Origin of the sequence: Methylobacillus sp. MM3, assembly GCF_001645185.1 — a bacterium.
Lineage (GTDB): Bacteria > Pseudomonadota > Gammaproteobacteria > Burkholderiales > Methylophilaceae > MM2.
Window position 1 is genome coordinate 38563 of record NZ_LXTQ01000058.1, and the last position, 25777, is coordinate 64339.

The 25777-nt window shown below is 59.0% G+C and carries 26 protein-coding genes and 1 tRNA gene; 13 read left to right on the forward strand and 14 right to left on the reverse strand.

All coding sequences use genetic code 11. The features are described from left to right. Positions 1-251: 251 nt before the first annotated feature. The 5 genes from pyrR to A7976_RS14240 are packed head-to-tail and all read right to left on the reverse strand — an operon-like array spanning position 252 to position 3475. Positions 252-749 carry a bifunctional pyr operon transcriptional regulator/uracil phosphoribosyltransferase PyrR gene (gene pyrR, locus A7976_RS14220; RefSeq protein ID WP_067113439.1) on the reverse strand — a complete coding sequence of 166 codons (498 nt, stop codon included), beginning with the start codon at positions 747-749 and terminating at the stop codon, positions 252-254. Next, positions 736-1203, reverse strand: a complete 468-nt coding sequence (gene ruvX, locus A7976_RS14225) for a Holliday junction resolvase RuvX (protein ID WP_067113442.1) — start codon at positions 1201-1203, stop codon at positions 736-738. Before ruvX ends, pyrR begins: the two co-directional genes overlap by 14 nt. Further along, the gene (locus A7976_RS14230) at positions 1203-1763 is read right to left on the reverse strand and encodes a YqgE/AlgH family protein (RefSeq protein ID WP_067113498.1); all 561 of its coding nucleotides are present in this window, start codon (positions 1761-1763) and stop codon (positions 1203-1205) included. The genes ruvX and A7976_RS14230 overlap by 1 nt, the downstream gene beginning before the upstream one ends. A gap of 24 nt (positions 1764-1787) precedes the next feature. Further along, on the reverse strand, positions 1788-2873 hold the full coding sequence (gene ribBA / locus A7976_RS14235) for a bifunctional 3,4-dihydroxy-2-butanone-4-phosphate synthase/GTP cyclohydrolase II (protein WP_067113444.1): 1086 nt from the start codon (positions 2871-2873) through the stop codon (positions 1788-1790). Continuing rightward, a complete protein-coding gene (locus A7976_RS14240) occupies positions 2870-3475 on the reverse strand; it encodes a riboflavin synthase (RefSeq protein ID WP_067113452.1) in 606 nt (201 codons plus the stop codon). Before A7976_RS14240 ends, ribBA begins: the two co-directional genes overlap by 4 nt. 50 nt (positions 3476-3525) lie before the next feature. Between A7976_RS14240 and A7976_RS14245 the strand changes: the two genes are divergently transcribed. From A7976_RS14245 to kdsB, 9 genes are read left to right on the forward strand one after another with little or no spacing between them, the layout of a single operon-like run. Then, positions 3526-4779 (forward strand): lipoprotein-releasing ABC transporter permease subunit, encoded by a 1254-nt coding sequence (locus A7976_RS14245; RefSeq protein ID WP_067113455.1) that lies wholly within the window; start codon positions 3526-3528, stop codon positions 4777-4779. Then, positions 4772-5449: a lipoprotein-releasing ABC transporter ATP-binding protein LolD gene (lolD, locus tag A7976_RS14250; protein WP_067113458.1), complete on the forward strand. Its 678-nt coding sequence runs from the start codon at positions 4772-4774 to the stop codon at positions 5447-5449. The genes A7976_RS14245 and lolD overlap by 8 nt, the downstream gene beginning before the upstream one ends. A gap of 15 nt (positions 5450-5464) precedes the next feature. Continuing rightward, positions 5465-7840: a DNA internalization-related competence protein ComEC/Rec2 gene (locus tag A7976_RS14255; RefSeq protein WP_067113460.1), complete on the forward strand. Its 2376-nt coding sequence runs from the start codon at positions 5465-5467 to the stop codon at positions 7838-7840. Between the two features lie 35 nt (positions 7841-7875). Continuing rightward, positions 7876-8481 carry a MotA/TolQ/ExbB proton channel family protein gene (locus A7976_RS14260; protein ID WP_067113462.1) on the forward strand — a complete coding sequence of 202 codons (606 nt, stop codon included), beginning with the start codon at positions 7876-7878 and terminating at the stop codon, positions 8479-8481. Continuing rightward, positions 8482-8904 carry a biopolymer transporter ExbD gene (locus A7976_RS14265; protein WP_067113463.1) on the forward strand — a complete coding sequence of 141 codons (423 nt, stop codon included), beginning with the start codon at positions 8482-8484 and terminating at the stop codon, positions 8902-8904. Positions 8905-8939: 35 nt separating this feature from the next. Continuing rightward, positions 8940-10694: a lipid A export permease/ATP-binding protein MsbA gene (msbA, locus tag A7976_RS14270; protein WP_067113465.1), complete on the forward strand. Its 1755-nt coding sequence runs from the start codon at positions 8940-8942 to the stop codon at positions 10692-10694. A 10-nt stretch (positions 10695-10704) separates the two neighbouring features. Further along, positions 10705-11682, forward strand: coding sequence for a tetraacyldisaccharide 4'-kinase (gene lpxK / locus A7976_RS14275; RefSeq protein ID WP_067113468.1), 978 nt, complete (start codon positions 10705-10707; stop codon positions 11680-11682). 1 nt (position 11683) lies between these two features. Continuing rightward, positions 11684-11863, forward strand: coding sequence for a Trm112 family protein (locus A7976_RS14280; protein ID WP_067113471.1), 180 nt, complete (start codon positions 11684-11686; stop codon positions 11861-11863). A gap of 2 nt (positions 11864-11865) precedes the next feature. After that, on the forward strand, positions 11866-12639 hold the full coding sequence (kdsB, locus tag A7976_RS14285; RefSeq protein WP_067113473.1) for a 3-deoxy-manno-octulosonate cytidylyltransferase: 774 nt from the start codon (positions 11866-11868) through the stop codon (positions 12637-12639). Positions 12640-12662: 23 nt separating this feature from the next. On the opposite strand, the gene A7976_RS14290 is transcribed toward kdsB, so the two are convergent. From A7976_RS14290 to A7976_RS14330, 9 genes are read right to left on the reverse strand one after another with little or no spacing between them, the layout of a single operon-like run. After that, the gene (locus tag A7976_RS14290) at positions 12663-13193 is read right to left on the reverse strand and encodes a DapH/DapD/GlmU-related protein (protein WP_067113474.1); all 531 of its coding nucleotides are present in this window, start codon (positions 13191-13193) and stop codon (positions 12663-12665) included. A gap of 11 nt (positions 13194-13204) precedes the next feature. Next, positions 13205-13441: an acyl carrier protein gene (locus A7976_RS14295; RefSeq protein ID WP_067113476.1), complete on the reverse strand. Its 237-nt coding sequence runs from the start codon at positions 13439-13441 to the stop codon at positions 13205-13207. Beyond that, positions 13432-15288, reverse strand: a complete 1857-nt coding sequence (locus A7976_RS14300) for an HAD family hydrolase (RefSeq protein ID WP_082878176.1) — start codon at positions 15286-15288, stop codon at positions 13432-13434. The genes A7976_RS14295 and A7976_RS14300 overlap by 10 nt, the downstream gene beginning before the upstream one ends. Beyond that, a complete protein-coding gene (locus A7976_RS14990) occupies positions 15285-16571 on the reverse strand; it encodes a lipopolysaccharide biosynthesis protein (RefSeq protein WP_088178444.1) in 1287 nt (428 codons plus the stop codon). Before A7976_RS14990 ends, A7976_RS14300 begins: the two co-directional genes overlap by 4 nt. Before the next feature lie 43 nt (positions 16572-16614). After that, positions 16615-17796: a glycosyltransferase gene (locus A7976_RS14995; RefSeq protein ID WP_067113482.1), complete on the reverse strand. Its 1182-nt coding sequence runs from the start codon at positions 17794-17796 to the stop codon at positions 16615-16617. Then, positions 17793-18569, reverse strand: a complete 777-nt coding sequence (locus tag A7976_RS14315; RefSeq protein ID WP_067113485.1) for a hypothetical protein — start codon at positions 18567-18569, stop codon at positions 17793-17795. The genes A7976_RS14995 and A7976_RS14315 overlap by 4 nt, the downstream gene beginning before the upstream one ends. Continuing rightward, positions 18562-19731, reverse strand: coding sequence for an FAD-dependent oxidoreductase (locus A7976_RS14320; protein WP_067113487.1), 1170 nt, complete (start codon positions 19729-19731; stop codon positions 18562-18564). Before A7976_RS14320 ends, A7976_RS14315 begins: the two co-directional genes overlap by 8 nt. Next, the gene (locus A7976_RS14325) at positions 19732-20709 is read right to left on the reverse strand and encodes a glycosyltransferase (RefSeq protein ID WP_067113492.1); all 978 of its coding nucleotides are present in this window, start codon (positions 20707-20709) and stop codon (positions 19732-19734) included. It lies immediately after the preceding gene. 3 nt (positions 20710-20712) lie between these two features. Then, positions 20713-21657, reverse strand: a complete 945-nt coding sequence (locus A7976_RS14330) for a glycosyltransferase family 2 protein (RefSeq protein WP_067113507.1) — start codon at positions 21655-21657, stop codon at positions 20713-20715. Between the two features lie 295 nt (positions 21658-21952). On the opposite strand from A7976_RS14330, the gene A7976_RS14335 reads away from it, so the two are divergent. From A7976_RS14335 to A7976_RS14350, 4 genes are all read left to right on the forward strand, one after another. After that, complete coding sequence (locus A7976_RS14335) at positions 21953-23614, forward strand: hypothetical protein (protein ID WP_131801040.1); 1662 nt, start codon at positions 21953-21955, stop codon at positions 23612-23614. Beyond that, positions 23614-24363, forward strand: a complete 750-nt coding sequence (locus A7976_RS14340; RefSeq protein WP_082878177.1) for a class I SAM-dependent methyltransferase — start codon at positions 23614-23616, stop codon at positions 24361-24363. The genes A7976_RS14335 and A7976_RS14340 overlap by 1 nt, the downstream gene beginning before the upstream one ends. Next, positions 24360-25352, forward strand: a complete 993-nt coding sequence (locus A7976_RS14345; RefSeq protein ID WP_067113496.1) for an NAD(P)-dependent oxidoreductase — start codon at positions 24360-24362, stop codon at positions 25350-25352. Before A7976_RS14340 ends, A7976_RS14345 begins: the two co-directional genes overlap by 4 nt. Before the next feature lie 157 nt (positions 25353-25509). Further along, positions 25510-25586 (forward strand) — tRNA-Met (locus A7976_RS14350). Positions 25587-25777: the final 191 nt, after the last annotated feature.

Sequence of the window (25777 nt, forward strand, 5' to 3'; positions counted from 1 at the left end):
AATTTCGCGTCTGCGACGAGGGCGGTTTGGGATGCCATCCGCGAAGCAAGGCGCGTAGAATTGTAAGCCACTTCAAGCGGCTTGCGACAAAGGAGGGCGCCCAAACCGCCCCCGTCCCGAAGGGTTGCCAAGCTAACGCGCGTCTGCGGCGTTGCGAAGCTTGCGAATGGGGAGGCTATTCGCCGCGCTCCGCGTCTTGCATCCATCGCGTTGGCTTGACAACGCAGGCGTGAAATTAATGTGAACACGCCCTAGCCATTCTCGTGCAGCTTGAAGGAGAATTTTCCTGCGTCGTCGCGCAGCAATTCCAGGCTTTGCTGCGGCGCCAGTTCAAGATGGGTGCCGACGATTTGCGCTTCGACCGGCATTTCGCGTCCACCGCGATCCACCAGTACTGCCAGCGTGATCTTGGCCGGGCGGCCGTAATCGAACAGCTCGTTCATCGCGCCGCGTATGGTGCGGCCGGTGTAGAGCACGTCATCGATCAGTATGATGTGGCAACCTTCGACGTCGAAAGGAATATGGGAAGGTTTGACCTGCGGATGCAGGCCGCGCTGTTCGAAATCGTCGCGGTAGAAGGAGATATCGAGCGTGCCGTGTGGCACTTCGCCATTCAGCATCACATGGAGACGCTCGGCAATCCAGGCGCCTCCGCTATGGATGCCGACCAGCGCGACATGGCCGCCGAGTAACGGCCGGATTTTTTCCGCCAGCATTGCCAGCAAGGGTTCGGCGTCAGGCAGTTGCATCGTGATCCAGATATTGTTGCAGAATAAGTTGAGCCGCGACCTGATCCAGCATGGGTTTCTGCCTGCGGCCGCCGATGCCGGCCTGTTTCAGCGTCTGGCTGGCTTCAGCCGAACTCAGGCGTTCGTCGACCATGGCTACCGGCAGGCGAAAGCGGCCTTCCAGCCGGCGTGCGAATTTTTTGCAGAGCAGGGTCAGCTCGTGCTCGGTTCCGTCCAGATGCATCGGCAGGCCGACCACCAGTTGCGCAGGCTGCCATTCTGCAATCAGACTGCCGATCACGGCGAAGCGTACGTCGTTGCTTTCGGCGGAAATGGTTTGCAGAGGATGTGCGATGCGCATCAGGGTGTCGCCCACGGCTACACCAATGCGTTTTTCGCCGAAATCGAAAGCGAGGATGGTGCCGATTGCCTGAGTGGGTGGGGTCGGGTGAGCGGCTTGTGCGGCCACGTGCATCAGGCGTGCCCTGCGTCTTCGGAAAGACGGGCAAAGTCGAGACCGAGCAGGTTCATTGCGGCATTCAGCCTCTGGTCGCTGGGCAAGTCGAAGATTACCGTGTTTTCCGCAGGAACGGTCAACCAGGCATTTTGTGCAATTTCCTGTTCCAGCTGGCCCGCCGCCCAGCCGGCGTAACCCAGCGTGACCAGCATTTTTTCCGGGCCGATGCCGCTTGCGCAGGCTTCCAGGATGTCCTTGGAGGTCGTGAGTGCGGTATCGCCGTTGACCACCAGCGAAGATTGCCAGTGTCCGACAGGTTGATGCAGCACGAAACCCCGATCGATGTGTACCGGCCCGCCGAAATACACGGTTTCCTGGCCGAGTTGTTCGCTCTGTGCTTCGAGATTGATCTGCTGGAACAGGTCGTTGAGATTCATGTCGATGGGGCGGTTGATGACAATGCCCATTGCGCCCTGGTCGTTGTGTTCGCAGACATACGTGACCGATTTGGCAAAATAGGGATCGGCCATGGCGGGCATGGCGATGAGGAAGTGTCCGGTAAGGTTGACGTTTTCCACGATCCGATTATCGCACAATCATGTTTACTTGGGTTCCAGATAGCCCACGATTTCGAGTTCAAAGCCGGTCATGCTCGGCATTTTGCGCGGCATGGCCAACAATTTCATTTTTCTGACGCCGAGATCGAGCAAAATCTGCGATCCAATGCCGTAATCGCGCAGATCCTGACGGAATCGAACCGGCTCATCCGCCTGCTGGATGCGCTCCACGAGTTGCCGGCCATTCTCGTTGCGCCGCAACAGGATCATCACGCCGCATTCCGCCTGCTGAATCGTCTGCATTGCATCAAGCAGATTCCAGGAGTGGCTGCGGCTGCTGTTATCGAGCAGGTCGAGCATAGAAAGCGGCTCATGCACCCGCACCAGCACTTCTTTTTCGGTATCCGGTTCACCTTTGACCAGCGCCAGATGCGTTTCGTTTGCAGTTTTGTCGGCGTAGGCGATCAAACGCATGGCGCCGTAGGGCGTCTGCACCATCCGCTCTGCTGCGCGCTCGATCAGGCGCTCGTTCTGGCTGCGGTAGTGGATCAAGTCGGCGATGGTGCCGATCTTGAGATTATGTTCCTGCGCGAACTCGATCAAGTCCGGCAGTCGGGCCATGCTGCCGTCGTCCTTGAGAATTTCGCAGATGACCCCGGTTGGAGCCAGACCGGCCAGCGCAGCCAGGTCGCAGCCGGCTTCGGTATGGCCGGCGCGGGAGAGGACGCCGCCATTCTGCGCCATCAGCGGGAAGATATGTCCCGGGCTGACGATATCCTCCGGCCCGGCGTTCTTTGCCACTGCCGCCTGGATGGTGCGCGCGCGGTCGGCGGCAGAGATGCCCGTTGTTACTCCGGTGGCGGCTTCGATGGAAATCGTGAAATTGGTGCCCAGGCCGGAAGCGTTTTCGCGCACCATCAGCGGCAGGTTGAGCTGATGGCAGCGTTCTTCGGTCAATGTCAGGCAAATCAGTCCGCGGCCGTGCTTCGCCATGAAGTTGATGTGCTCAGGCGTCACGAATTGCGCCGCCAGCACCAGATCGCCTTCGTTCTCGCGGTCTTCCTCATCGACCAGCACGACCATGCGGCCGTTGCGAATCTCATCGATGATTTCCTGAATGGGGCTGATCATGCGAGCTCAGGCTCAGTATTCCATTGCGCCATGCGCTCGACGTAGCGCGCAATCAGGTCGATTTCGAGATTCACACGGCTGCCGACGCCGAGTTGATTAAGCGTCGTGACTTCGAGAGTATGAGGGATCAGGTTGATGCTGAAAGTATCGCCTTCGATACTGTTCACCGTCAGGCTGACGCCATCGACGGCAATCGAGCCCTTGGCCGCGATATAGCGCGAGATCGCATGCGGAGCGCGCACCGCGAGCAGCATGCAGTCGCCGAGCCGGTCGAACTTGACCACCTGCCCCACGCCATCCACATGCCCGCTCACCAGATGGCCGCCGAGCCGGTCGGCAAGGCGCATGGCCTTTTCCAGGTTGACCGGCTTTTTCGTGTCCAGCCCGACCGTGCACGACAGGGTTTCCCTGGAGACGTGTACCTCAAAGCTGTTGTTGTCGAATTTCACCACCGTCAGGCAGACCCCATTGACCGCGATGCTGTCGCCCAGCGCGACGTCGCTCATGTCGAGATCGCCCACGGCGATATCCAGGCGCGCATCCTCACCCGCGGTTGCGATGCGCTCTATTTGGCCCACGGCCTGTATGATTCCGGTAAACATAGGCGCGATTTTAGCAGATTGAGTTGCCAACCCTGCTAGAATTCCTTCCCATGTCTTTGCCTTTCGAACTCTTCATCGGCTTGCGCTATACCCGCGCCAAGCGCCGCAATCATTTCATTTCGTTTATTTCGATGACCAGTATGGTCGGCATCGCGCTTGGCGTCGCGGCGCTGATTGTCGTACTGTCGGTGATGAACGGTTTCCAGCACGAACTGCGCTCGCGGATACTGGGCGTGGCCTCGCATTTGCAGATCAGCGGGGCGAACAATGCTTTGAGCGATTGGCCGAGCGTGGCGGAATTCGTGCGCGGCCAGCCGGAGGTGCAGGCCAGTGCGCCCTACATCATGGCGCAAGGCATGCTGTCGTTCGGGCAGGCAGTGCAGGGCACCATCGTGCGCGGCGTGTTGCCGGAGCAGGAAGACAAGGTCGCCGAAATCGGCCAGCATATTCGCGCGGGCCGTTTCGATGCCTTGAAGCCGGGTGGTTTCGGCATTGTGCTAGGCGCCGACCTGGCGCTGGCGCTCGGGGTGGGCGTCGGCGACAAGGTGGTCGTGATGGCGCCGCAAGGGCAGTTCACGCCAACCGGCATGGTGCCGCGCCTGAAGCAGTTTCGCGTGGTGGGCATTTTTCAGGTGGGCATGTATGAATACGATTCCGCGCTGGCGCTGATTCACTTGCAGGATGCCGCGACGCTGTACCGCATGGGCGACAAGGTTTCCGGCCTGCGTCTCAAACTCGACGATCTTTACCGTGCGCCGCAGGTTGCGCGCGATCTTGGGCTGAAGCTCGAATCGCAAGGAGCGTATTACATCAGCGACTGGACGGAACAGCATGCCAATTTCTTCCGCGCGGTGCAGATGGAAAAGCGCGTGATGTTCGTGATTCTTACTCTTATTGTTGCGGTGGCGGCATTCAATATCGTTTCGACGCTGGTGATGGCGGTGACGGACAAGCGCGCCGATATCGCCATCCTGCGCACGCTGGGGGCGAGTCAGCCCAGCATCATGCGCATTTTTATCGTGCAGGGCGCGCTGATTGGCGTAATCGGTACTTTGATGGGGGTGATCGGCGGGGTGCTGCTGGCGCTGAATATCGAAACCGTTGTGCCCTTCATCGAGCATGTGTTTGGCATCCAGTTCCTCGCCAAGGACGTGTACTACATCAGCGATTTGCCTTCCGAACTGCAATGGAGCGACGTCACCATGATTACTTCGATGTCGCTGGTGCTGAGCCTGCTGGCGACGCTGTACCCGAGCTGGCGCGCGGCAAAAACCAATCCGGCGGAGGCGTTGCGCTATGAATAATACTGCGGTAGTCGCCTGCCGCGATTTGCACAAGACCTATACCGGGCTTGAGGTTGCCGTATTGAACGGCATCGACCTTTCCATCGCGCAAGGGGAACAGGTTGCCATCGTCGGCGCTTCTGGCTCGGGCAAGAGCACCTTGCTGCATTTGCTGGGCGGGCTGGATGCGCCGTCGCAAGGCGAAGTCGATATTCTCGGCAATCCCCTGGCTCGCCTCAGCGAGTCGAAGCGTGGCGAATTGCGCAATCGCTCGCTTGGTTTCATTTATCAGTTTCACCATTTGCTGCCGGAATTCACCGCGCTGGAAAACGTCGCGATGCCGCTGATGATACGCCGGATGGCACGCCCTGAAGCGCTGGAACAGGCGGAGGCGATACTCGGGAAAGTCGGACTGGGCAAGCGCATGCAGCATATGCCGGGCGAGCTTTCGGGCGGGGAGCGTCAGCGGGCGGCGGTGGCGCGCGCATTGGTGACCAATCCTCAATGTGTGCTGGCGGACGAACCGACCGGCAATCTGGATCGCCACACCGCCCACAGCGTATTCGACCTGATGCTGGACCTGAATCGTGACCTCGGCACCAGTTTGGTCGTCGTCACGCACGATATGGAGCTCGCCAACCGGCTGGGGCGTGTTCTGCGGCTGGAAGACGGCCATCTGCTGCTCGACTGATCCGGCGGACAGCGAATGCGTAGCGCCATACTCGCGTTCGTGTTCGGAGTGTGGCTGTTGCAACAGCAGGCCACGCTGCCGTCGCCGGCCTGGTTCGCGGCATTCGTACTGATCGGCTTGCCTTTCCTGTTGCGTCGGCATGCGGCGCTTTTCCGTATATTCATCGTTTTGGTTTCCCTGCTTGCCGGCTTTTTGTGGGCAAGCGGCGTGGCACATCTGCGATTAGCCGATGCCTTGCCGTCGGAATGGGAAAGCAGGGATGTTCAGGTCGTGGGCGTGGTGGCCTCCCTGCCGCAATTGCAGGAGCGCGGCGAGCGTTTTCTATTCGATGTGGAACGCGTTGTAACGGAGAATGCGACAGTGCCGCAGCGAATCTCCATCGCCCGTTATTTTGCGGGCTATCGCGAGACTGCACCTGCAAATGCCCAAAGCGAGTTCCGTCCGGGCGAACGCTGGCAGCTTACCGTCAGGTTGAAACGCCCTCACGGCACCTATAATCCCCACGGTTTCGATTTCGAGGAATGGGCGCTGGAGCGCAACATCCGCGCCACCGGCTATCTGCGGACCAGCTCTGACAATGCCAGATTGGCGCCGTTGATTTATCGGCCGTCCTATATGATCGAGCGTGTCCGCGAGGCTGTGCGCGAGCGCTTCCAGTCTGTGCTCGGCGATGCACCGTATGCCGGAGTGTTGCTTGCGCTGGCCATCGGCGACGACGATGCGATCAATGACGACGATTGGGAAACCTTTCGGCGGACGGGCACGGTGCATTTGATGTCGATTTCAGGATTGCACGTCACGATGGTGGCGAGCCTGGGGTTTGCGCTGGTGTTCGCCTTGTGGCGACGCATAGAGCGGCTGGCGCTGCGATTGCCGGCACGCAAGGCTGCAGCGGTGGCTGGGGTGGTAATGGCAGGGGTTTACGCACTGCTGGCCGGTTTTGCCGTGCCGACACAACGGACGTTCTACATGCTGGCAGTCTTGGCAGCCGCTTTATGGTCCGGACGCGCGGTTTCCATGTCGCTGGTGCTGTGCTGGGCCTTGCTGGTTGTGGTGATACTCGATCCGTGGGCGGTACTGGCGCCGGGATTCTGGCTGTCTTTCGGTGCGGTAGCCTTGCTGGCTTATGCCGGAAGTCATCGACTCGCCAGGCCGGGTTGGTTAAAGGAATCCGTACGGGCGCAGTGGGTGATTACGCTGGGGCTGACACCCTTGCTGCTGGCCTTGTTCCAGCAGGTTTCCATGATTTCACCCGTGGCGAATGCCTTTGCCATTCCGTTGATCAGCCTGGTGGTAACGCCGCTTGCCTTGCTGGGCGCGGTTATTCCCGTAGATACGCTGTTACTGGCGGCGCATGCCATCATGGGCTGGTGCATGCGCCTGCTGCAAATGGGCGCCGAGCTTCCTGTGGCGGTCTGGCAGCAACATGCTCCGCCGGCGTGGGCAGTTATTGCCGGCATCGTCGGTATTTCATGGATGCTGCTGCCGCGCGGTTTCCCCATGCGCTGGCTGGGTGGGGTCGGGCTGGCACCGATGTTCCTGCTGTTGCCGGCAACGCCGCCATCGGGAGCGTTGCATGCGGCTGTGCTGGATGTCGGACAAGGCTTGTCCGTGGTGCTTCAGACGGCGAACCATACGCTTTTGTACGATGCCGGCCCCGGGTATTCGAAGGATGCAGACAGCGGCAATCGCATTGTGATTCCATATCTGCGCGGCCAAGGAATTGGTCGTCTGGATGGCATCGTGCTCTCGCATGACGACAGCGATCACACCGGAGGTGCAGCTTCGGTGATGAAAGGTTTGCCTGTGGGCTGGCTGGCGTCGCCACTGCCGGCGGGGCATCCGCTCCAAGGCATGGCCGGGCGCGATGTCCCTTGCTTTGCCGGTCAGTCCTGGACTTGGGATGGCGTGCGATTCGAAATGCTGCATCCACTGCAGCAGAGTTACAGCATCGACAAGCTCAGGGATAACGACCGCAGCTGCGTGCTCAAGATCGTCAGCATGCATGGAAGCCTGCTGATTGCAGGGGATATCGAAAGAATGACCGAGCTGGAGTTGCTTGAACGTGCTGGCCGCTCGCTCGAGGCCGATGTGCTGATAGTGCCGCACCATGGGAGCAAGACTTCTTCCACGCCTGAATTCGTGCAGCAGGTCGATCCGCAAGTCGCGGTCATGACGGCAGGTTACCGCAATCGCTTTGGGCATCCCAAGAAGGAAGTGCTCGAACGCTATCGCGAAATCGGCAGCACGATCTACCGCAGCGACCGCGATGGCGCCATCCTGATCGACTTCGACCGCGGAGGCATGACCGCTGGAGCATGGCGCCGGAAAGCGCCGCGATACTGGCACGAGCAAGGTGCCGGGCTTGCTGAAAACAGTGGCGCAGGATAAAGTAGCGCGAATTTTCAAGAACAGGGAATGCCATCGTGTGGAGTATCATTCAGGCGGCCGGCTGGCCGATTTGGCCGCTGATTTTCGCCTCGATCGTTTCATTGGCCATCATCGCCGAGCGTTTCTGGGTACTGCGTTCCGACATCATCGCCCCCAAGACGCTATTGCCGGAAGTGCAGCAATGGCTGAAGCAGGGCGGTGTGACCAAGGAGACCTGCACACGGCTTGAGCAGCATTCGCCGCTCGGCGCCATCTTCGCCGCGGCGATCTGCAATATAGGCAATTCGCGCGAAGTCATGAAGGAATCCATCGAGGAATCCGGTCGCGCAGTGACGCACAACCTGGATCGCTACCTGACCACCCTGGGCACGATTGCTGCGGTGAGCCCGCTGCTCGGCCTGCTCGGCACCGTCATCGGCATGGTGGAACTGTTCGGCGCCTTCACCGCGACCGGCCACGACGTGGCGCAATTTGCCCGCGGTATTTCCGTGGCGCTCTACAACACGGCGATGGGGATCATCGTCGCGGTTCCTAGCATGATTTTCTATCGCCATTTTCGCGCCAAGGTAGACGCCCTGATCGTCGAAATGGAGCAGGAAGCGATCAAGCTGGTTGAAATCATCCAGGGCGAGCGCAAGTAAATGAATTTTCAGCGCGGCAGAAAGCACGAGGAACTGGAGATGAATCTGGTTCCGTTGATCGACGTGCTGCTCGTCATCATCATTTTTCTGGTGGTGAGTGCCACCTTCTCGCGTATCAACGAGTTGCAGATCAACCTGCCCACGGCTGAAGCCGCGACACCGGAAGAAAAACCGGCCATGATTTCCGTGGGCGTCGATGCCGCCGGACGCTATACCGTTAACGATGTCGAGCTGGCCGATCGTTCCGTTGAGGCCATTGCCGTGGCGCTACGCAAGGCGGCAGGCACGGGCAAGGAGCCGACCATCGTCATCAATGCCGATGCGACAAGTACACATCAGTCCGTGGTGAACGTGATGGAAGCTTCGCGCCAGGCAGGCTACACCCACATTACTTTCGCCACGCAGGTCAAATCCGGTTCCTGACCGGATTTTGGCCTTTCATCTCCTACAGGGACAGCATGTCGAAATCCACGCCTAAAAAGGCGATACCCCCCATTTCCGCCAATGCCACCGCGATTTATAAGCGCCTTTTCAAATATGCATGGCGCTACAAGACGGTGTTCGGTGTCAGTGTTCTCGCATTGGTGGTGCTTTCGGCCACCAATACCGGCTTTCTAGCCGCCATCAAGCAGGTCACGGACGAGGGATTCGTCAACAAGGATCAAAGCAATCTGACCTGGCTGCCTCTGATTCTGTTCGGCATGCTTGCCATTCGTGCGATTGCGGGCTTTATCTCGACGCTTTCCATGCGCTGGGTCGCGCGACGTGTCGTGGAAAATCTGCGGCTGGATGCGTTCAAGAGCCTAATGGCATTGCCTATCTCTTATTACGATGCGAATTCCGCCGGCGTCATCACTTCCAAACTGACCTACGATACGGAAGGGGTCGCCAAGGCATCGACCAATGTCATCATCAGTGCGGTACGCGATACCCTGACCATCATCGGCATGATTGGGTACATGCTCTATCTGGACTGGCGCCTCACGCTGATATTCGCCATTACGATTCCGTTCATGGCGGTCTATCTGAAAAAAATGACGCCGAAGATTCGTTCTGCGGGCAAGCAGGTTCAGGAAACGATGGGTGAAATCACGAAGGTGTCCGAAGAAGCGATTTCCGGGCAGCGCATGGTCAAGATCTTCGGCGGTGAAAATTACGAGTGGCGACGGTTCGCGCAGGCGGTTGCCCATAATCGATCCATGCACTTGAAGTTCATTCGCCGAGGGTTGCTGAACAGCTTCGTCATCGAGTTATTAGCCGCGATCGCGCTGGGCCTCGTGGTTTTTTATGCAACCGGACGCTTTACCGCCGGTGAGTTTGCCGCTTTTCTCGGCGCGCTGCTGATGCTGATCGCGCCGATCAAGAGCCTGACCAGCATGAACGAAGATTTGCAGATGGGTATCGCGGCCGCGCATAGCATGTTCACCTTGATGGATTCGCACGGTGAGCTGGACGAGGGAACCCGGGAAATCGGCCGCGCCAAGGGCGAGATCGAGTTTCGCCATGTGAGCCTGCGTTATGAAAACGCGAAACGTAACGCCATCAATAATCTTAACGTTACCGTGAATACCGGCGAGAAAATCGCACTTGTAGGACGTTCCGGTGGCGGCAAGAGCACGCTGGTCAACTTGCTGCCTCGCTTTTATGAAGCACATGAAGGCAGCATCCTGCTGGATGGCATCGACGTGCGCTCCTTGACGTTGAAAAACCTGCGCCAGCAGTTCGCACTGGTGAGCCAGGACGTGATCCTGTTCAACGATACGGTATTCAACAATATCGCTTATGGCGATTTGCGGAATACGCCCGAAGAGCAGGTGATTGAAGCCGCCAAGGCCGCTTACGCTTGGGAATTCATCCAGAATCTGCCTAACGGACTTTATAGCGAAATCGGCGATCGTGGCGTGCGACTGTCCGGCGGTCAGCGTCAGCGCCTGGCGATCGCGCGCGCGATCCTCAAGAATGCGCCTATCCTGCTGTTGGACGAAGCGACTTCGGCGCTCGATACCGAATCCGAACAACATGTTCAGCAGGCGCTGGACGGACTCATGCGCAATCGCACTTCCATTGTGATTGCGCACCGGCTTTCCACCATCGAGAACGCTGACCGTATTCTGGTGATGGAGCAGGGAGAGATCGTCGAGAGCGGCACGCACGACGAACTGCTGGCTGCGAACGGGCACTACACCAAGCTTTATCGCAAGCAGTTCCACTAGGCCGGCCGCCATGTCCGAGTGGCTGCAGCGACAGTGGTACAAATCAGGCGTCTGGCAATTCGTGCTGATGCCGCTGTCGTGGCTGTTCCTGCTGCTTTCCTCGCTGCGCCGGCTTGCGTACCGGCTGGGCATTTTCAAAACCATACGTTTGCCTGTTCCCGTGATCGTCGTCGGCAATATCACTGTCGGCGGTACGGGCAAGACGCCTCTTGTCATCTGGCTGGCCGAGCAACTTGCGCAAGCAGGTTATAAGCCCGGCATCATCAGTCGTGGGTATGGCGGAAAGAACGATCTTCCCATGGCGGTGACGGACAACTCCGATCCAGCAATCGCCGGGGATGAACCCGTCATGATCGCCGGACGTACCATCGCCCCCGTCTGGGTCGGACGAGACCGTGCGGCGACCGGCATGGCGTTGCTGAATGCACATCCCGCATGCGACCTGATCATCAGCGACGATGGCTTGCAGCATTATCGCCTGACGCGCGATGCGGAAATTGTCGTGATCGACGGGCAACGTCATTTTGGAAACGGCCGCTTGCTTCCGGCGGGCCCTTTGCGCGAGCCAGCTCGGCGACTTGCCAGCGTCGATGCGGTAGTCAGCAACGGCATGGCATCGGACGAGGGGGTCATTGAAATGCAATTGCAGCCCGCGGGGTTTCGCAATCTCAAGGATGCCATGATGTCCGCGTCAGCCTCGGAATTTACCGGGAAGCGCTTGTTGGCGATTGCCGGAATCGGCAATCCCGGCCGTTTTTTCGCGCAATTGAAAACCATGGGACTTCAGTTCGCGGAAAAGCCATTCCCGGATCATCACGCCTACACGCCTGAGGATTTGCCAACCGGCGCCGCGGACGCGATACTGATGACCGAAAAAGACGCGGTCAAATGCCGCGCCTTCGCCCGGCCGGACTGGTGGTATCTGGCGGTTGATGCAAAGCTGGATCGTGCGCTTGTCGAACGCGTATTGAAAAAATTGAGGAAATGATATGGATGCAAAATTACTTGAAATCCTGGTTTGCCCCGTCTGCAAAGGGCCTCTGGTTTACAAAAAGACTGTGGGTGAGCTGATCTGCAAGCCATGCCGCCTGGCTTATCCCATCAAGGACGGCATTCCCGTGATGCTTGAGGACGAGGCGCGGGCGATGCCGGCGGAAGAAGAGGTCTGATCTTGAGTTTCAAGGTTGTGATTCCCGCACGCCATGCGAGCACCCGCTTGCCCGGCAAACCTTTGCTCGATATCGCTGGCAAGCCGATGGTGGTCCGGGTGGCGGAGCAGGCGCTCGCCAGCGGCGCGGAGGAAGTCGTGGTGGCAACCGACCATGTCGCCATCCTGGACGCCGTCACCGCACAGGGCTATCGCGCGGTCATGACGCGCGAGGATCATGTTTCCGGTACGGATCGCATTGCGGAAGTGGCCGGCATTCTGAGTTGGGCCGATAACACCATCGTGGTCAATGTACAGGGCGACGAACCCCTGATCGACCCGGTGCTGATCCGGGAAGTGGCGCGCAACCTCGCGGAGCATCCGGAGGCAGCCATCGCGACGGCTTGCCATCCCATCCACGACCGCGAATCCATGTTCAATCCCAATGTGGTCAAGGTCGTCATGGACCAGGCCGGCTATGCGATGTATTTCAGCCGCGCCCCGATTCCCTATGCGCGCGACGCATTTTCCGATGGGCGCCGGGAAGGTGCGCTGCCAGCTGCGATGCACGCTTACCGGCACATCGGCATCTACGCTTACAAGGCCAGCTTTTTGCACGCCTATGCCCAACTGGCCGTTTCTCCGGTCGAGCAACTGGAGTCGCTGGAGCAGTTGCGCGCAATGTGGCACGGCTATCGCATCAGCGTCGCGGTAACGGCGCATGCCCCGGCCACGGGCGTCGATACCGAGGAAGATCTGGCGCGCGTGCGCGCTTTGCTGGCATCCGCCGCAGTTTAGAGCCTGTTGGGCTCTTAATCGCGTCAGCGCCGGATAAACACGGTTTTTGCGGGATTGCCCTGAACGATGGCGTTGGCCGGGATGCAGCCCGAGACGACCGAGTTGGGCGTGACGATCACGCCATCGCCGATTTCGGCATTGTCCAGAATGACCGATCCGACGCCGATCCAGACGTTGTTGCCGATCCGGATGGGGCCTTTTGATTCCGTCCCCTGTTCGCGAAACGTCATATCCAGCCGTTCGTAGCGATAGTTCACACCGATGATGGAAACGTTGGGGCTGATGAGACAGTCATCCCCGATCTCGATGCCGGGCCGGTGGCCGCCGATGAAGCAGCCGACGCCGATGTCGGTGCGCGCGCCGATGCTGACCGGACCTTCGCTGGCCTTGATCTTGGCAAACGAACTCACGGTACTTTTACTGCCGATCCGGAGTAGCGGACTGATCTCGACTTCGGCACGCGGGCTGATGAATGCCCGACAGCCTAACAGGTAATACAGCGTGATCAGCGAGTGCGGAACGAAGAAACGACGTATGCCGGTACTGATTTTCATGGCGGCTCACCTTAATGCGTGCCTGATATATTGAGGTAGCGCGTGATGGCCGGAATGGAAGTGAGTTCGGCGATTTCGCGCATGGTCGGCTTGACGCCGAACTCCTCTTCCAGAGCCGTTACCAGCCGAAGCTGGGCCAGCGAATCCCATTCCGCGATATCGGCCTGATGCGATTCTGCATCTATCCTGTTCGCATCGACCTCCAGCACGTCGCTGACGATAAGCCGTATTTTTTCTGTCATTTCCATAATGATGCTCCTTTTGTTTTTATCCAGTCACAGGGTTTGATGACTAAATCCTTTTTGTGCAGCACGTAGGGCAGGCCGGGGTAATGGGCGGATGGCCGGAAGCCTTGATCGGCAAAGTAACCCGCCGCCGGTTTGTTCTTTTCCGTTGGAATGAATTCGGCGCTCAGGATGGATAGATGCGCCTGTGTGCCGAACTGCTGCTTGATGAAATTCATGATGGCCGTTTCCACGCCCCGGCCCATGGCGCGGCAACTCATCAGCAGGCTGTCGATGTGCAGCCTGGCGCCATTTTCGATGAGGATGAAGGCGGCAATGATGCCAAGGTCGCCGAAGCGATCGCGCAGTGCGGCCATGCCGAGACGATGATCGGGCGATTCCAGCATCGCTTCCAGTTCGCCCAGCGTGTAGCGTCGGGTGGTCACATTGAACTGGTTGGTCTTGGCAAACATCTGATGCACGCGCGGCAAGTGCCCAGCTTCGACCGGGCCGATTTCCACCTCCATCTGCAATTGCGCCAGATAGTCATCCATGCTGTCATGCCCGGCAGAAAAGCGCATGCGCTCGGCCTCCTGCCGATATTGCCGGGCCTTGCCGGCATCGTCGGCCAGTACGACTGCTTTCTCGAAACAGGTCAGATTATCCAGTGCAGCAACAAACGCTGCCGGATCGGGCGGTAGCAGCAGGCATTCCACCATTGGCAGTTTTTGCCGGATAAGCGCGATCTCCGCCGGGTTGTCGTCGATGAATGCGATTGCATCGATGCCGATGTTGAGGTCGGCGGCGATCTGCGCCAGGCCTTGGTGCTTGGGATTCCAGCCGATGGCGCGAGCCGAGAAATCGTCCGGCTTGAGCGGCATTTCCGTGCGTAGCCGGAAGGCCTCTTCGACGTCGGCCGGATTATTCTTGCTGCACAGCGCAAGCAGAATGCCCCGATCCTTCAATGTGCGGATCCGTTGCTGGAAAGCCAGAAATGCTTCGCTTTCGGCATCGCCGTGGCCGATCCGAATGCCCAGTGCGCCATCCTCGCCGACGATGCCGCCCCATAGCGTGTTATCGAGATCCAGCGCCAGGCATTTTCTGGCGGATCCTTTCGCGGCAATTCCGTGGCGCACGATTTCCTGGCCGAGGCCCGCCATCAGCGCTTCCGTCCATTCCATCCTGGACAGATGAAGCAGACGCGTGTCGAACGCCTGGCGGTAGCCGATGCGCGCGGCGACGCGGTTGACGTCCAGAATCTGCACGCGGCTGCAGGCCCGCATCCGGCGCATCAGTCCGAGATTCAATTCCAGATGGAATTCCATCTCGCCATAAGTCTCTGCGCTATCTGCGACGCCGAGCGCCGGTGTAGCGGGCAATGGAAAATTTCCGACCAGCAAGATGGCTGGCGTGGCGGCAAGCGCTTGCTTGACCCACGATTCCACTTCGCCCAGCACGTCGTCCCGCAAGACCTGGCGCTCTTCCGGCGATAGTGTTGTCATTTGCGCCGTTGCATCCGGCCGCAGCAGCCTGAGCGAAAGCACGAGCACCACGATTTCCGGCCGGAAATCCGCGAATTCCTGGCTGTGCAGTTCCTGGAAATATTGTCCAAAATGTCCGATGTGCGCCTTTGCCAGCCAGCCCTCGCGCGCACCGTGCACGGCAACAAACGGCGGCAGGAAATCGAGCGTGATGTTGCCGAGATAGGCAATACGCAACTCGGATCCGATCTCGATGGCTTTCAGCTGGCGATGAAAAGTCCGGTAATCGGCACTGCCGAGCGCAGTCAGGTCCGTCTCCATCAGCCGGTTGCGCAACTCAGCCAGCTCGTCTGTAGGCGCGGGTGTATCGAATTGCGGATTCGTACTCATTGCAGTTTCCTCCTGGCCAACAGAATCGCCGGCACGGTGCCGACCATGCTGCCCAGCGTCACGCCATACAGCAGGCCGATCAATCCCCAGCGCGCGCCGATGAAAGCACCGGCAATGCTGATGGCAAGGCCGATCCAGCCCAGCCGATTGAGTCGCGCGATGTCCCGGTCTGTGCCGCAGGCGGTGATAAGCGCGCGGGGAAAGGACTGCATGACCTTGCTGTAACCGTTGAAGCAGGCCGCCACCGTCAGGCCCAGGCCGATTTCATAACGTCCTCCGGTGAAAAACGGGGTGGCAACCGGTGCAAGCAGAACGATGCCGATGGTGGCGCCGGCCAAAAGCAGGCAAGTGGATAGCAGTTCGCGCTTGACCAGCCGTATCTTCTTTTGGCGGCTGGCGGCGGCGCGCAGTTTGGGTACCAGCGCAAACCCGGCACTTGCCGTCAGCAGCCGGAACGGGAATATCGCCACCGAGGCCAGTACGCTGAACAAGGCCAACGCGCCGATGCCGATGGTCGGTGGAATCACCAGCCTTTCGAATTGCAGGGTGACCGTACCGATGGCAGCAATCCCGAGTAGCGAGGAGGCCTCGCCCCACGGAATGGCGGTGCGGTCAGCCGGCGCGATGCGATGCGCTTTTCCCAATACGATCCAGCCTATCGCTGCGGCCAGCAGATTGCCCACGGCAAACAAGGTAAGCGGCAGCAATGGGCTTGTCATCGGAACCGCCATCGAAGCGATGCCGATCGCCAGCAATATCCAGCTGGCAGCCGTGGCGAGCAGCAACGCCGAGGCTTCGCGATGACGCGACCGGGCAAGCGAGACCAGCGCCGCGATCACGCCTCCGGCGGCAATTACAAGTGCCAGCGCGCCGCCGTCCATGACATGCAAGCCGCTGAACACGCTATAGCCGGCGCCTACGGCAATGCCGAGAACAATGCCGGATGCGCTGAGAAATGCCAGCAGGCGGGGGCCGGGGTCAATGGAGTGCCTGAGCATGGCCTGATCCACGCCGATGGGCGCCAGCAGGCCGAAAACGTTGAACAATGCGATAGCCAGGGCCAGCTGGCCGTAAGCCTCTACCGGCATGGTGCGCGCCAGCAGCAGGTTGCCGACGGCAAACGCCAGGCCGGAAAGCGCGAACACGGCTGTCGTGCGCAAGGTGGGCTGTCGCAGCATGCGCTGGAGTGCACTCGGCTTGCCCGGCAGCAGGGCCAACAGCTTGCTGCGCGCAGGGTGAAGGGTTTGTAGTCGGGCGGTGTCTGTCATGGGCTTGTCGGGCATGGAAGTTCGTTGTGCCTGTATTTTTCTGCGCGAGCGTTCCGGTTCAGGCGGCCAGCCGGCTGAGCGCGACAGCAGGGTGCAATACCTCGTAGGCGTTCTTGAGTCGTTGGTCGAAGGCTTGCTCGCAATACAGGGTGCCGGCGCGATGGGCGGCTGTCATGCCGAGTTCGGAACGGAGCTGTTGCGAAGCGAGCAATCGCAGCCAGCCTTCCGCCATGGCGTCGGGTCGGGGCGCGGTCAGCATGGCGCAGGTCGTATCCAGCACCTGGCGGTGACTGGCAATATCAGTGGCAAGAATGGCGCGACCGGCCAGCATGTAGGAATAGATTTTCATGGGCGTGTTGACGCCCTTGAGTCGCGGCGAGCACAGGATGTCGGCCTGTTCCAGATAAGCCGGCAGCGCCCCCAGCGGACGTTGTCCCAGAAAGCGCACCCAATCTTCAAGTCCGGCGGCCTTGGTTTTGACGACATAGTCTTGCACGCTGGCGTCGGTGCCGCCGATGACAAGCAGATTGCAACGTTGTGCAGGTTCCATTGCAGCCATCGCTTGCAGCAGCAGGCCGATGCCCTGATAGGGTTCGAGGTTGCCGACATACAATGCCATCGGTCCGGGTTGGGGGCAGTAGGAACGGAGGTTTTCGACCTCCAGAGTTTCCGCCGTATCGGGAGAGAAGGCCACGTCCGGTGTCAGGTGCACGCGTTCGGCATCCTGACAGCGGCGCGCGCGCTCGGCGATCAGCGGGCAGACGGCGAGAACGAGGTCGGAGCGCTGCATGGCCTGATGCTCGAACCAGCGCATGAACGGAAGCAGCGGCTCGATCTTCGGCCATTTTTCGGCGATCTGGTCCGCCATCAGCGAATCCATGTCGTACACCAGCTTGAAGCGCCAGAAAAGTCTTGCCAGCAAAGCGATGAAAACCGATTCCTCCACGGCGTGCACGACATCGTAATGGCCGCCGCGCAGCATGCGGAAGGCGGCGAACATCAGCCATAGGTCGCATAGCAGTTTCCTGACGGAAAAACCGATGGGTATTTTTCTGACACCTGGCGGACGTCCGGCGCGAAACAGGCGCATGCCGGGGATCGCGATGTCTTCGCCTTCGGGGTAGGTCAGGAGATCCACGCGATGGCCTGCGCGGCAAAGCGACGAAACCGCGAGGCGTACCGCAATCGGCGTGCCGCGCTCGGTGTAGAAAGGCTGTGGAGCGAGGAAAAGAATTTTCATGCGGGCTCCAGTTGTTTTCGAAGAAAACGCAGCCGTGCCTGGTCGGCAATGAAGCGCAACGAAGGCGCGAGCCGGCCGTAGGTTGAAATGCGGGTGGCCGGATCGCGCAAGGCGCATTTGAGTCTCGCGGCCGGAGTGTATTCGGGCAATTGAACATCGATCACCGACCCGAAGCGGCCGATGGTGCGGCTTGAGCCGGGCAAAGGCAATGGGTCCGATCCGGCCAGAATCGGCACGCCGCGCGAAAACTGCGGTACCGTCCACCAGTTCGGCCTGCCGCCATTGTCGCCAAGAAACAATCGGCCGGGGCGCGCGCGTTCCAGCAGGCCATCGACGATTTTTCCACGACGTCCGAGCCATTTTCCAACGCCCCAGGGCAACACGATAATGGCATCCGCGTCATCCAGCCGCGCCAGCACTTGATCGGCTGGCAGGCCGTCGGGCAGAGGCAGGCGGGTGGCGAGGCCCAGTATCTCCAGTCCTTCCGATGTAACGATCTGCCGTCCTGCCACGACCAGCAGACGCTGGTTGCCGTGCCAGAACCAGAGGGAATTCAATTCCCAGGTGGGGGATAGCTGGGAATGCAACTGCTGGAATACGTCATATCCTGCGCGCTCCGCCAGCATCACCACGCCGGTAGCCTCACTGCCGCCCGCTGCAGCAAAGGCAACAGCGGCTTGTCTCAGGTCGCCCATGGCGTGGGCGGGGTTGTGAAAATGGACATGGCTATCTACCAGAATGCCATGCGTGGCTGGCAATGCATTGTTAGCCATGGTGCTTCACCAATGTAGCCGCCATATGGTCAGCGCGGTTCAAATGAGGCCAGATCCGGTTCGCGGCATCTTCGCTCAGCAGCGGGGCCGTGGTGAATTTTCCGCCAACGATGGAGTAGAAGCCATGCGGGCGATGCGTAAGGATATGGTCATCGGACGAAAGGCGCTCGCCGCTGCCGTCCTTGTCGGGCAGCAGTCCGGCCATCACTGCTTTCACGTCCGCAGGGCGCAAATGCATGCCAGGCAGCGCGCTGTTCAGTTCGTCCAGAAAGGCCTGGATATCTTCCGCAGTCACGGCCGGCTCCGTGGCATCGGGCGCGGGACGGTAATAGGTGCCCGCGAAAATGCCTTCGGGGTGCGGCCGCATGAAATAACTGCGCCCCTTGCCTGGGATGCGCGAAACGGCGAGAGCGCTATTACCGGGTAGTGCGCCAGCGAGCAAAAGATTGAAAGCCAGGCTTCTTGCCGTGGGACATGCGGCGGCTTGTTGCCAGCTTCCGGCCCAAGCGCCAGCGCAGTTGATGACAACGCGGCTCATGATTTCCCGCGTATCGCCATTATTCACATCGGCGATTCTTAACCCGATGACTTCGCCCCGCTGCGTCAGCAGTTCGCGCGCTTCGAACGGCATATATAAGGATGGTGGTTCCAGACCCGCGCGTTTCAGCATCGCTTGCAGCAGGCCCGGCATGTCGGTGACTTCGGCGTCGTGCCAGCAAGCGGCTCCGGCCAATCCTTCGGTAATGACTTCAAATTCGGTTTTTACCTCTTCGGCAGTTAACAATTGCGGTGGCGGCAACGGAACGCGAGCATCGAAGGTGGCGGCAAGTGTCTGCTCAAAAGCCATCGCGAGTCGGAAAAGCCCCGGTGAACGCAAGCGCCCCTGGTAGAGCGGCATCACGCAGCGCAAGGGACGCACCTGCGCCGGAAACTCGTGCAGGAACCAGGCCTGGGCAAGCCGCGAACGTCGCCAGCGCGGAATATCCAGCATTTGCAGGTAGCGCAGCCCGCCATGAACGATGCCGTAACTGTTGCCGCTGGCTCCTGCTGCCAGGCTGGACTTTTCGACCAGCACCGGATGCAGGCCGCGCCGGGCGGCGGTCAAGGCCATGGAAACGCCTTGTATACCGCCGCCGACGATGATGGCGTCGGGGGGGTTCATTCAAGCTCCGGTCGATTTCTCGACGATATGATCGATGTGATACGTGGGCGTGCCTTTGCTGCGCGTGAAAATCACGATTTCGGCGATAAGGCCGACGGCGGCAATCTGGATGCCGAGTACTATCATCAGCACCGACAACAACAGCATAGGGCGGTCGCCCATGGGAATTCCGACCAGGAAGCGCTCGGCAGTAATATAAAGACCGATCAGCGTGCCGATGAAGATGGTGCCCGCGCCTACCGAACCGAAGAAGCGGAAGGGTTTTTGCAGGAATCTGAGCAGAAAGCTGATCGAAATCAGATCCAGCATGCGCCCCAGATAGGTATCCACGGAGTGCTGGCGGCGACGTTTGTCCGACTCCGCTTGCGGCAACAGTACTTCCTGTACCTTGAAACCCAGCCGTTCGGCAAAAAGCGGAAGAAAGCGGTGTTGCTCGTCCTGCAGTACCATCTCGTCGAATACCCGGCGCTTGATGGCGCGCACACTGCAGCCGGGGTCGGCAAAGTGCGAACCGGCGATGCGTGCCATTTTTTCGAACGCCCAACCGCGCATGCGGTTGAGAAACTGGTCTTCCGTGCGGTCGCGCACCGCCGTCGCGACATCCGCGGTTTCAAGCCGTGCCATTAAAGTAATGATCGAATCCGAAACGACTTGCAGGTAAGGCGGCAGCAGCAGGACGATTTCGCCGTTCGATCGTTTCACGCCCTCGCGTATGCATGCCGCCTCGCCATAATATTGATTGAGCATGATAATTTTTATCGATGGATGAGAGATTTCGAGCGTTTCCAGGGTGGCGGCAACGGCCGGATGCATGCCGTCCAGTACGAAAATCAATTCGAAGGTGCGCCCGCTTCTGCTCAGCATGTTGAGATATTCCCGCGTCACCATTTCGATGTCGTCATGCCGGTCGGCAATAGGCACGATTGCAGAGACCTGCATGTTTTCCGAATCTTCGACGACCGATAATTGGGCTTTCATGATTTAACTCTCCTTGATTTTCCGGACGCGGACGGGCAGCGTGGCGCAAAGCGAAGCAAAGTTGACGTTGTCGGGTTCGATGGCGGGGAGCAGCCGTCCGAGCAGGCCCCAGGCCGTCATGAATACGCTCAGCGAGATCAGCAGGACGCCGACGCTGGCGTCGACGAAAGCGGCTGTTCGCCAGGTAAAGATCGAAGAAAGAATAAACAGCATGCCAATGACAAGCGCGCCCAGCGCGACAGGGCCTAGCCACAGGAATGGCTGGCGCGCGAAACTCAGCAGGGCGCGGATGGAAATGATGTCCAGCATCACCTTATATATGCGGGAGAAACCGTATTTCGAAACGCCGTAGCGCCGGGGGTGATGCTTGACCTCTACCTGCGCCAGCCGCGCGCCGGCCAGTTGCGATAGCGCAGGAATGAATCGGTGCATCTCGCCATACAGCGGAATGTCCTGTATCAGCTCGGCGCGATAGGCCTTGAGCGAACAGCCGCTGTCACGGACGGCCACGCCCATCACCTTGGCCATGATGCGATTGGCAACCTTGGAGACGAACACGCGCGCTGTGCCGTCCTTGCGTTTGCGGCGCCAGCCCACGGCAATGTCATGGCCTTCCTCAATCAGGGATAGCAGCATGGGAATGTCGGTCGGGTCATTTTGCAGGTCGCCGTCCATGGTGACGATGACCTCTCCCCGCGCATGCTTGATCCCGGCTGCCATTGCGGCGGTTTGTCCGTAGTTGCGCCGGAAGCGCACGACGCGGATGCGAGGGTCCTGTTCGACGAGCATTTCTGCCAGAAAGCCGGTGTCGTCATTGCTGCCGTCATCGACCAGCACCACTTCATAGTGTTTGATCTTGCCTTCGAGTGCCGAAGTGATGGCCCGATACAGCGGCTGCACGTTTTCTTCTTCATTGAAGAGGGGTACCACGATCGATAGCGTGACCATGTCAAAACCCTTTATTTTGACTTTTTCATCGCTGCCCGACCCACTGTAACCAGGCAGCAGCCAGAAGCTCTTGTTATGCAAGATGCAACAGTTTCAGGAGCTAATCTATAGTCCGGATGGGCTAATTTTCTCTTGTAGAACGCAGGGTTATCATTCATTGGTCTCGATAGACTTGCCGCTGGAACGAGCCATCGCCGATGTTGCGAGCAGGCTTTGGATAGGAGTCTTGAAATGCCAGTGGCGGGCCTTCGATTTCCGGAATAGCTCAGGCGAAAAACCAATGACAACGAGCCAGATGAGTTTTATTGCAAGCCGATCTTTATGGTGGCGGGCTGGCTTCATCTTTCTGGTTGCCCTAGCTGTCAGGCTGCTCGGAGCCGGCAGCAATCCCGTCCATGTCGATGAGCTTTACCACCTGCTCGCCGGCCGCTCCTGGGCGGAAGAGGGCACGTTTCGCATGCTGGATGGCGAATACCTGCGCAGCCGCGGATTTACCGCACTGGTGGGTTATACCTTCGAATTATTCGGCCGCAGCGATCTTTATATAGCGCGTTTGCCTTCGGTGCTGGCCGGAGCGCTGCTGACGAGCGCCATTTTCATTTGGCTGAGCCGTCAGGCGAGCATCCAGGCAGGCTGGCTCGGCGCCCTGTTGTTCTGTTTTTCCAGCTATGCCATCGTCAACACGCAATTCACCCGCTTCTATGCCTTGCAGGCATTGACGGTGTGGTTGGGCGCGGTGGCCATCTATAAATTACTGGCCCTGCCCGACCCGAGGCGGGGCTGGTGGTTGATGGCGGCTGCTTCAATCGCATTTCTGGCCGCTATTCACCTGCAGATCACGACGGTCATCGCCATCATGGCGCTGGCGCTCTGGGCGCTGATCGATCTTTCGTCGCAACCAGGAGTGCGCATTACAGCGCGAAATGCCTGGAAAAGCATAAAGATACGCACGGCTATCCTGCTGGCCGTCGCAGCGCTGGTTGTGATAGTCGTGATGTTCTGGGGAGGGTTGCTGCATCAGTTCCGGTTTACCCCCAGGTGGGCGGCGCCGGATCAGAACAATTTTCTGTATTACTTCAACGAATTCTTTTTTACGATGCCGATTCTGTGGCTGTTCCTGCCGCTGGCCGCCGTGATCGCCCTGGCGCATTGGCCGCGGCCGGCATTCTTCTGCATCGTGATGACCGCCGTGCCGCTGATATTGCAATCGTTGGGCGGAATGAAATCTTCGCGCTATGTGTTTTATGCCTTGCCTTTCATGTTTGCCTTGTGGGGCATGGCGACCGCGATATTGCTTCCGGTAATCTGGAAAGCCATCGAGCAGGGCATTGCCGCGTTGCAGCAGGTCACCGCTTGGCGTTTCCCACCATCGACCGTTGCGGCGCTGGGGAGTTTTCTGATGGCGATCAGCCTGGCCTTTGCGATCATTGCAAATCCTGTTTACAGAATCACCGTCAAATCGCTCGTCCGCGATGCGGTCGCCGGAATCCGGCAGCCGTCGCGGCTGATCGCTTCCCCGCCCGACCCGCCATGGAGCGATCATGCGTCGGCGCTACGCGCGGCGATTGGCAATCCTTCCGTATTGCTGGTAGGTGATGACTTCAATGTGATTGCCTATCTTGGAAACTATGATTTGTTGATCAATACCCATCGCGTCGAGGATATCCCGCCCAAAGGCGAGTTCGTGCTGGATCCCCGCACCGGAAGACGTGCGATTTCGCGTCCGGAAACAATTGCCAAGGTCATCTCATGTTATGGGGATGGCGCTGTCGTGGTATCCGATGAGCGCTGGCGTACCTATATAGGTATATCGAACGAGGCGGCGGATGCTATCGAGCAATTAGCCCAGCCGGTCGTGCCGGCTATTCCAGGTTTCCATGTCTTCAAATGGCATGGGAATACGAAGGGCGTATCCTGCGATGACGTTCATGCACTGGTCACGGGGCACAAAAAGTAATGGATATGCCAGCAAGCCCACATTCCGAACGGGAAACCCCGGATATCGAGACGTCGTCCGATGGATATGCATCGCGTTTTTCCGGCCCGGCGGGTCATTACCTGCTGTCGGTACAAGAACAGGGCGTGTTGTCGCTGCTTCAAAATGATCGCCCATTAACCGGACGTCTGGTGCTGGATGTCGGCGGAGGGCATGCCCAACTCGCCGGCCCGTTGCTCAAGCAGGGCTGCAAGGTATCGGTTGCCGGTAGCGATGCGCGCTGTGCGCTGCGTGTGCGGCAACTCCATGGAGAGGCCGTAGCTTTTTACGAAGGCGATCTTACAGATCTGCCCATCGCTGACCGGGCATTCGATACCGTGATTAGCGTGCGGCTGATTTCCCACATGGATAACTGGCCGGGATTGGTGGCCGAACTCTGTCGCATCGCCGATAAAACCATCATCATCGACTATCCGACATACACCAGCCTTAACCTTTTATCGCTTGCCACATTTCCTTTGAAAAAGCGGATAGAAAAAAATACCCGTACCTATCGCAGTTTCTGGGATGGTGAAATCGAGGCCAGCTTTGCACGCCACGGATTCAAAGCCACCGCCGACTATCGGCAATTCACGATGCCGATGGCCTTGCATCGGCTGTTCGCCAATTCAGGAGGGCTGCGCAATCTGGAGACTTTAATGCGCAAGATCGGCGTGACGGCGCTTATCGGCAATCCCGTGCTAAGGCGTTTCGATAGGATGAATGGATGAAAGAACGCAAGACCGTTGCCGTAACCGGCGGGACCGGTTTTACCGGAGCCGCGCTGATCAAGAGATTGATCGCTGACGGCTATCAGGTGCGGGCACTTGCGCGGAGCGCTTCCGGCATCGCCCCTTCGGAAAATATTCAAGTGATTGTCGGCGACCTGGGTAATGCAGAAGCGCTTGAGCAGTTGGTGCATAAGGTCGATACCGTCTTCCACATTGCCGCAATGTATCGTAGCGAGGGCAGCTTCGAAGAGTTCCTGGCTGTCAATTTCGAGGGAACGCGCGCATTGCTTGAAGGTAGCCGCCAGGCTGGCGCCCGCCGCTTCATCTATTGCTCCACTATCGGGGTTCACGGGACGGTGGCGCAAACGCCGGCGGATGAGAATGCGCCGTTTAATCCGCGCGACGATTATCAGGAAAGCAAGCTGATGGCGGAAAAGCACTGCCTGAGCATGCACAACCGCGGCATTGAAGTCGTAGTGATTCGCCCCTGCGGCATATACGGGCCAGGCGATACCCGTATGCTCAAGATGTTCCGCATGATAGACAAGGGAGCATTCTTTTTCGTAGGCAACTCCCAACCCAACTTTCACCCCGTCTACATAGACGATCTGGTGCAAGGATTCATGCTGGCCATGCGTATCGACCGGGCTGCGGGAGAGGTATTCATCATCGGCGGCCCTCGCTATCTTCCTCTGCGCGAATATGTCGCCGCTGCCGCCAGGGCTGTCGGCGCGCGAATGCCGACATTGACCCTCCCTTACGGTGTCATGAGTGCGCTTGCAGCAAGCTGCGAATGGCTTTGCAAACCTCTGGGCATTTCTCCACCATTGCACAGGCGCCGGCTTACATTCTTCAAGCACAACCGGGCCTTTACAATCGACAAGGCCAGAAGAATACTTGGCTATGAGCCCAAAGTAGAACTGGACGAAGGCTTCCAACGAACCGTCGCCTGGTATCGCGAGCAAGGCCTGCTGCCCCCACGCCCATAAGCGGTGCAATACTCCACGCAAGCATTGACGCGGCTATCAGGGCAGCTGCTTTTGTGTCTATTCTCACAAAAATGACAATTCTTCTTGACACTAAAGTGGCCGTTTTGCTATAGTCTCACCTCTCGACGCGACGTACATAACGAAGCGACGAATCGGACGCGGGGTGGAGCAGTCTGGCAGCTCGTCGGGCTCATAACCCGAAGGTCACAGGTTCAAATCCTGTCCCCGCAACCAAAGAATTTAGTAGTTGACGTTTTTCGGGTGCGCTGTAAAATGCGCGCCTCGTTGCAGGCAAGGGGTGGTGCGGGTTTGTTGGTAAAATAATGCTGACAAAAAGCTTGACCGGAAGTAAGCGGTCTGTATAATGCGCCCCTCTCGTTGCTACGGCGACATGCTCTTTAAAAATCAGGACAACCGATAGGTGT

Bases quoted from the DNA above. Each gene is read 5' to 3' on its own strand.
- A7976_RS14990 (WP_088178444.1), bottom strand. From the start codon at position 16,571: ATGCCCGACAAGCCCATGACAGACACCGCCCGACTACAAACCCTTCAC.
- A7976_RS14340 (WP_082878177.1), top strand. From the start codon at position 23,614: ATGGATATGCCAGCAAGCCCACATTCCGAACGGGAAACCCCGGATATC.
- ruvX (WP_067113442.1), bottom strand. From the start codon at position 1,203: ATGCACGTGGCCGCACAAGCCGCTCACCCGACCCCACCCACTCAGGCA.
- A7976_RS14335 (WP_131801040.1), top strand. From the start codon at position 21,953: ATGAGTTTTATTGCAAGCCGATCTTTATGGTGGCGGGCTGGCTTCATC.
- A7976_RS14330 (WP_067113507.1), bottom strand. From the start codon at position 21,657: ATGGTCACGCTATCGATCGTGGTACCCCTCTTCAATGAAGAAGAAAAC.
- ribBA (WP_067113444.1), bottom strand. From the start codon at position 2,873: ATGATCAGCCCCATTCAGGAAATCATCGATGAGATTCGCAACGGCCGC.
- pyrR (WP_067113439.1), bottom strand. From the start codon at position 749: ATGCAACTGCCTGACGCCGAACCCTTGCTGGCAATGCTGGCGGAAAAA.
- A7976_RS14280 (WP_067113471.1), top strand. From the start codon at position 11,684: ATGGATGCAAAATTACTTGAAATCCTGGTTTGCCCCGTCTGCAAAGGG.
- A7976_RS14265 (WP_067113463.1), top strand. From the start codon at position 8,482: ATGAATTTTCAGCGCGGCAGAAAGCACGAGGAACTGGAGATGAATCTG.
- A7976_RS14300 (WP_082878176.1), bottom strand. From the start codon at position 15,288: ATGAGTACGAATCCGCAATTCGATACACCCGCGCCTACAGACGAGCTG.
- lolD (WP_067113458.1), top strand. From the start codon at position 4,772: ATGAATAATACTGCGGTAGTCGCCTGCCGCGATTTGCACAAGACCTAT.
- A7976_RS14245 (WP_067113455.1), top strand. From the start codon at position 3,526: ATGTCTTTGCCTTTCGAACTCTTCATCGGCTTGCGCTATACCCGCGCC.
- msbA (WP_067113465.1), top strand. From the start codon at position 8,940: ATGTCGAAATCCACGCCTAAAAAGGCGATACCCCCCATTTCCGCCAAT.
- A7976_RS14240 (WP_067113452.1), bottom strand. From the start codon at position 3,475: ATGTTTACCGGAATCATACAGGCCGTGGGCCAAATAGAGCGCATCGCA.
- A7976_RS14345 (WP_067113496.1), top strand. From the start codon at position 24,360: ATGAAAGAACGCAAGACCGTTGCCGTAACCGGCGGGACCGGTTTTACC.
- A7976_RS14255 (WP_067113460.1), top strand. From the start codon at position 5,465: ATGCGTAGCGCCATACTCGCGTTCGTGTTCGGAGTGTGGCTGTTGCAA.
- A7976_RS14325 (WP_067113492.1), bottom strand. From the start codon at position 20,709: ATGAAAGCCCAATTATCGGTCGTCGAAGATTCGGAAAACATGCAGGTC.
- A7976_RS14315 (WP_067113485.1), bottom strand. From the start codon at position 18,569: ATGGCTAACAATGCATTGCCAGCCACGCATGGCATTCTGGTAGATAGC.
- A7976_RS14320 (WP_067113487.1), bottom strand. From the start codon at position 19,731: ATGAACCCCCCCGACGCCATCATCGTCGGCGGCGGTATACAAGGCGTT.
- A7976_RS14290 (WP_067113474.1), bottom strand. From the start codon at position 13,193: ATGAAAATCAGTACCGGCATACGTCGTTTCTTCGTTCCGCACTCGCTG.
- lpxK (WP_067113468.1), top strand. From the start codon at position 10,705: ATGTCCGAGTGGCTGCAGCGACAGTGGTACAAATCAGGCGTCTGGCAA.
- A7976_RS14295 (WP_067113476.1), bottom strand. From the start codon at position 13,441: ATGGAAATGACAGAAAAAATACGGCTTATCGTCAGCGACGTGCTGGAG.
- A7976_RS14995 (WP_067113482.1), bottom strand. From the start codon at position 17,796: ATGAAAATTCTTTTCCTCGCTCCACAGCCTTTCTACACCGAGCGCGGC.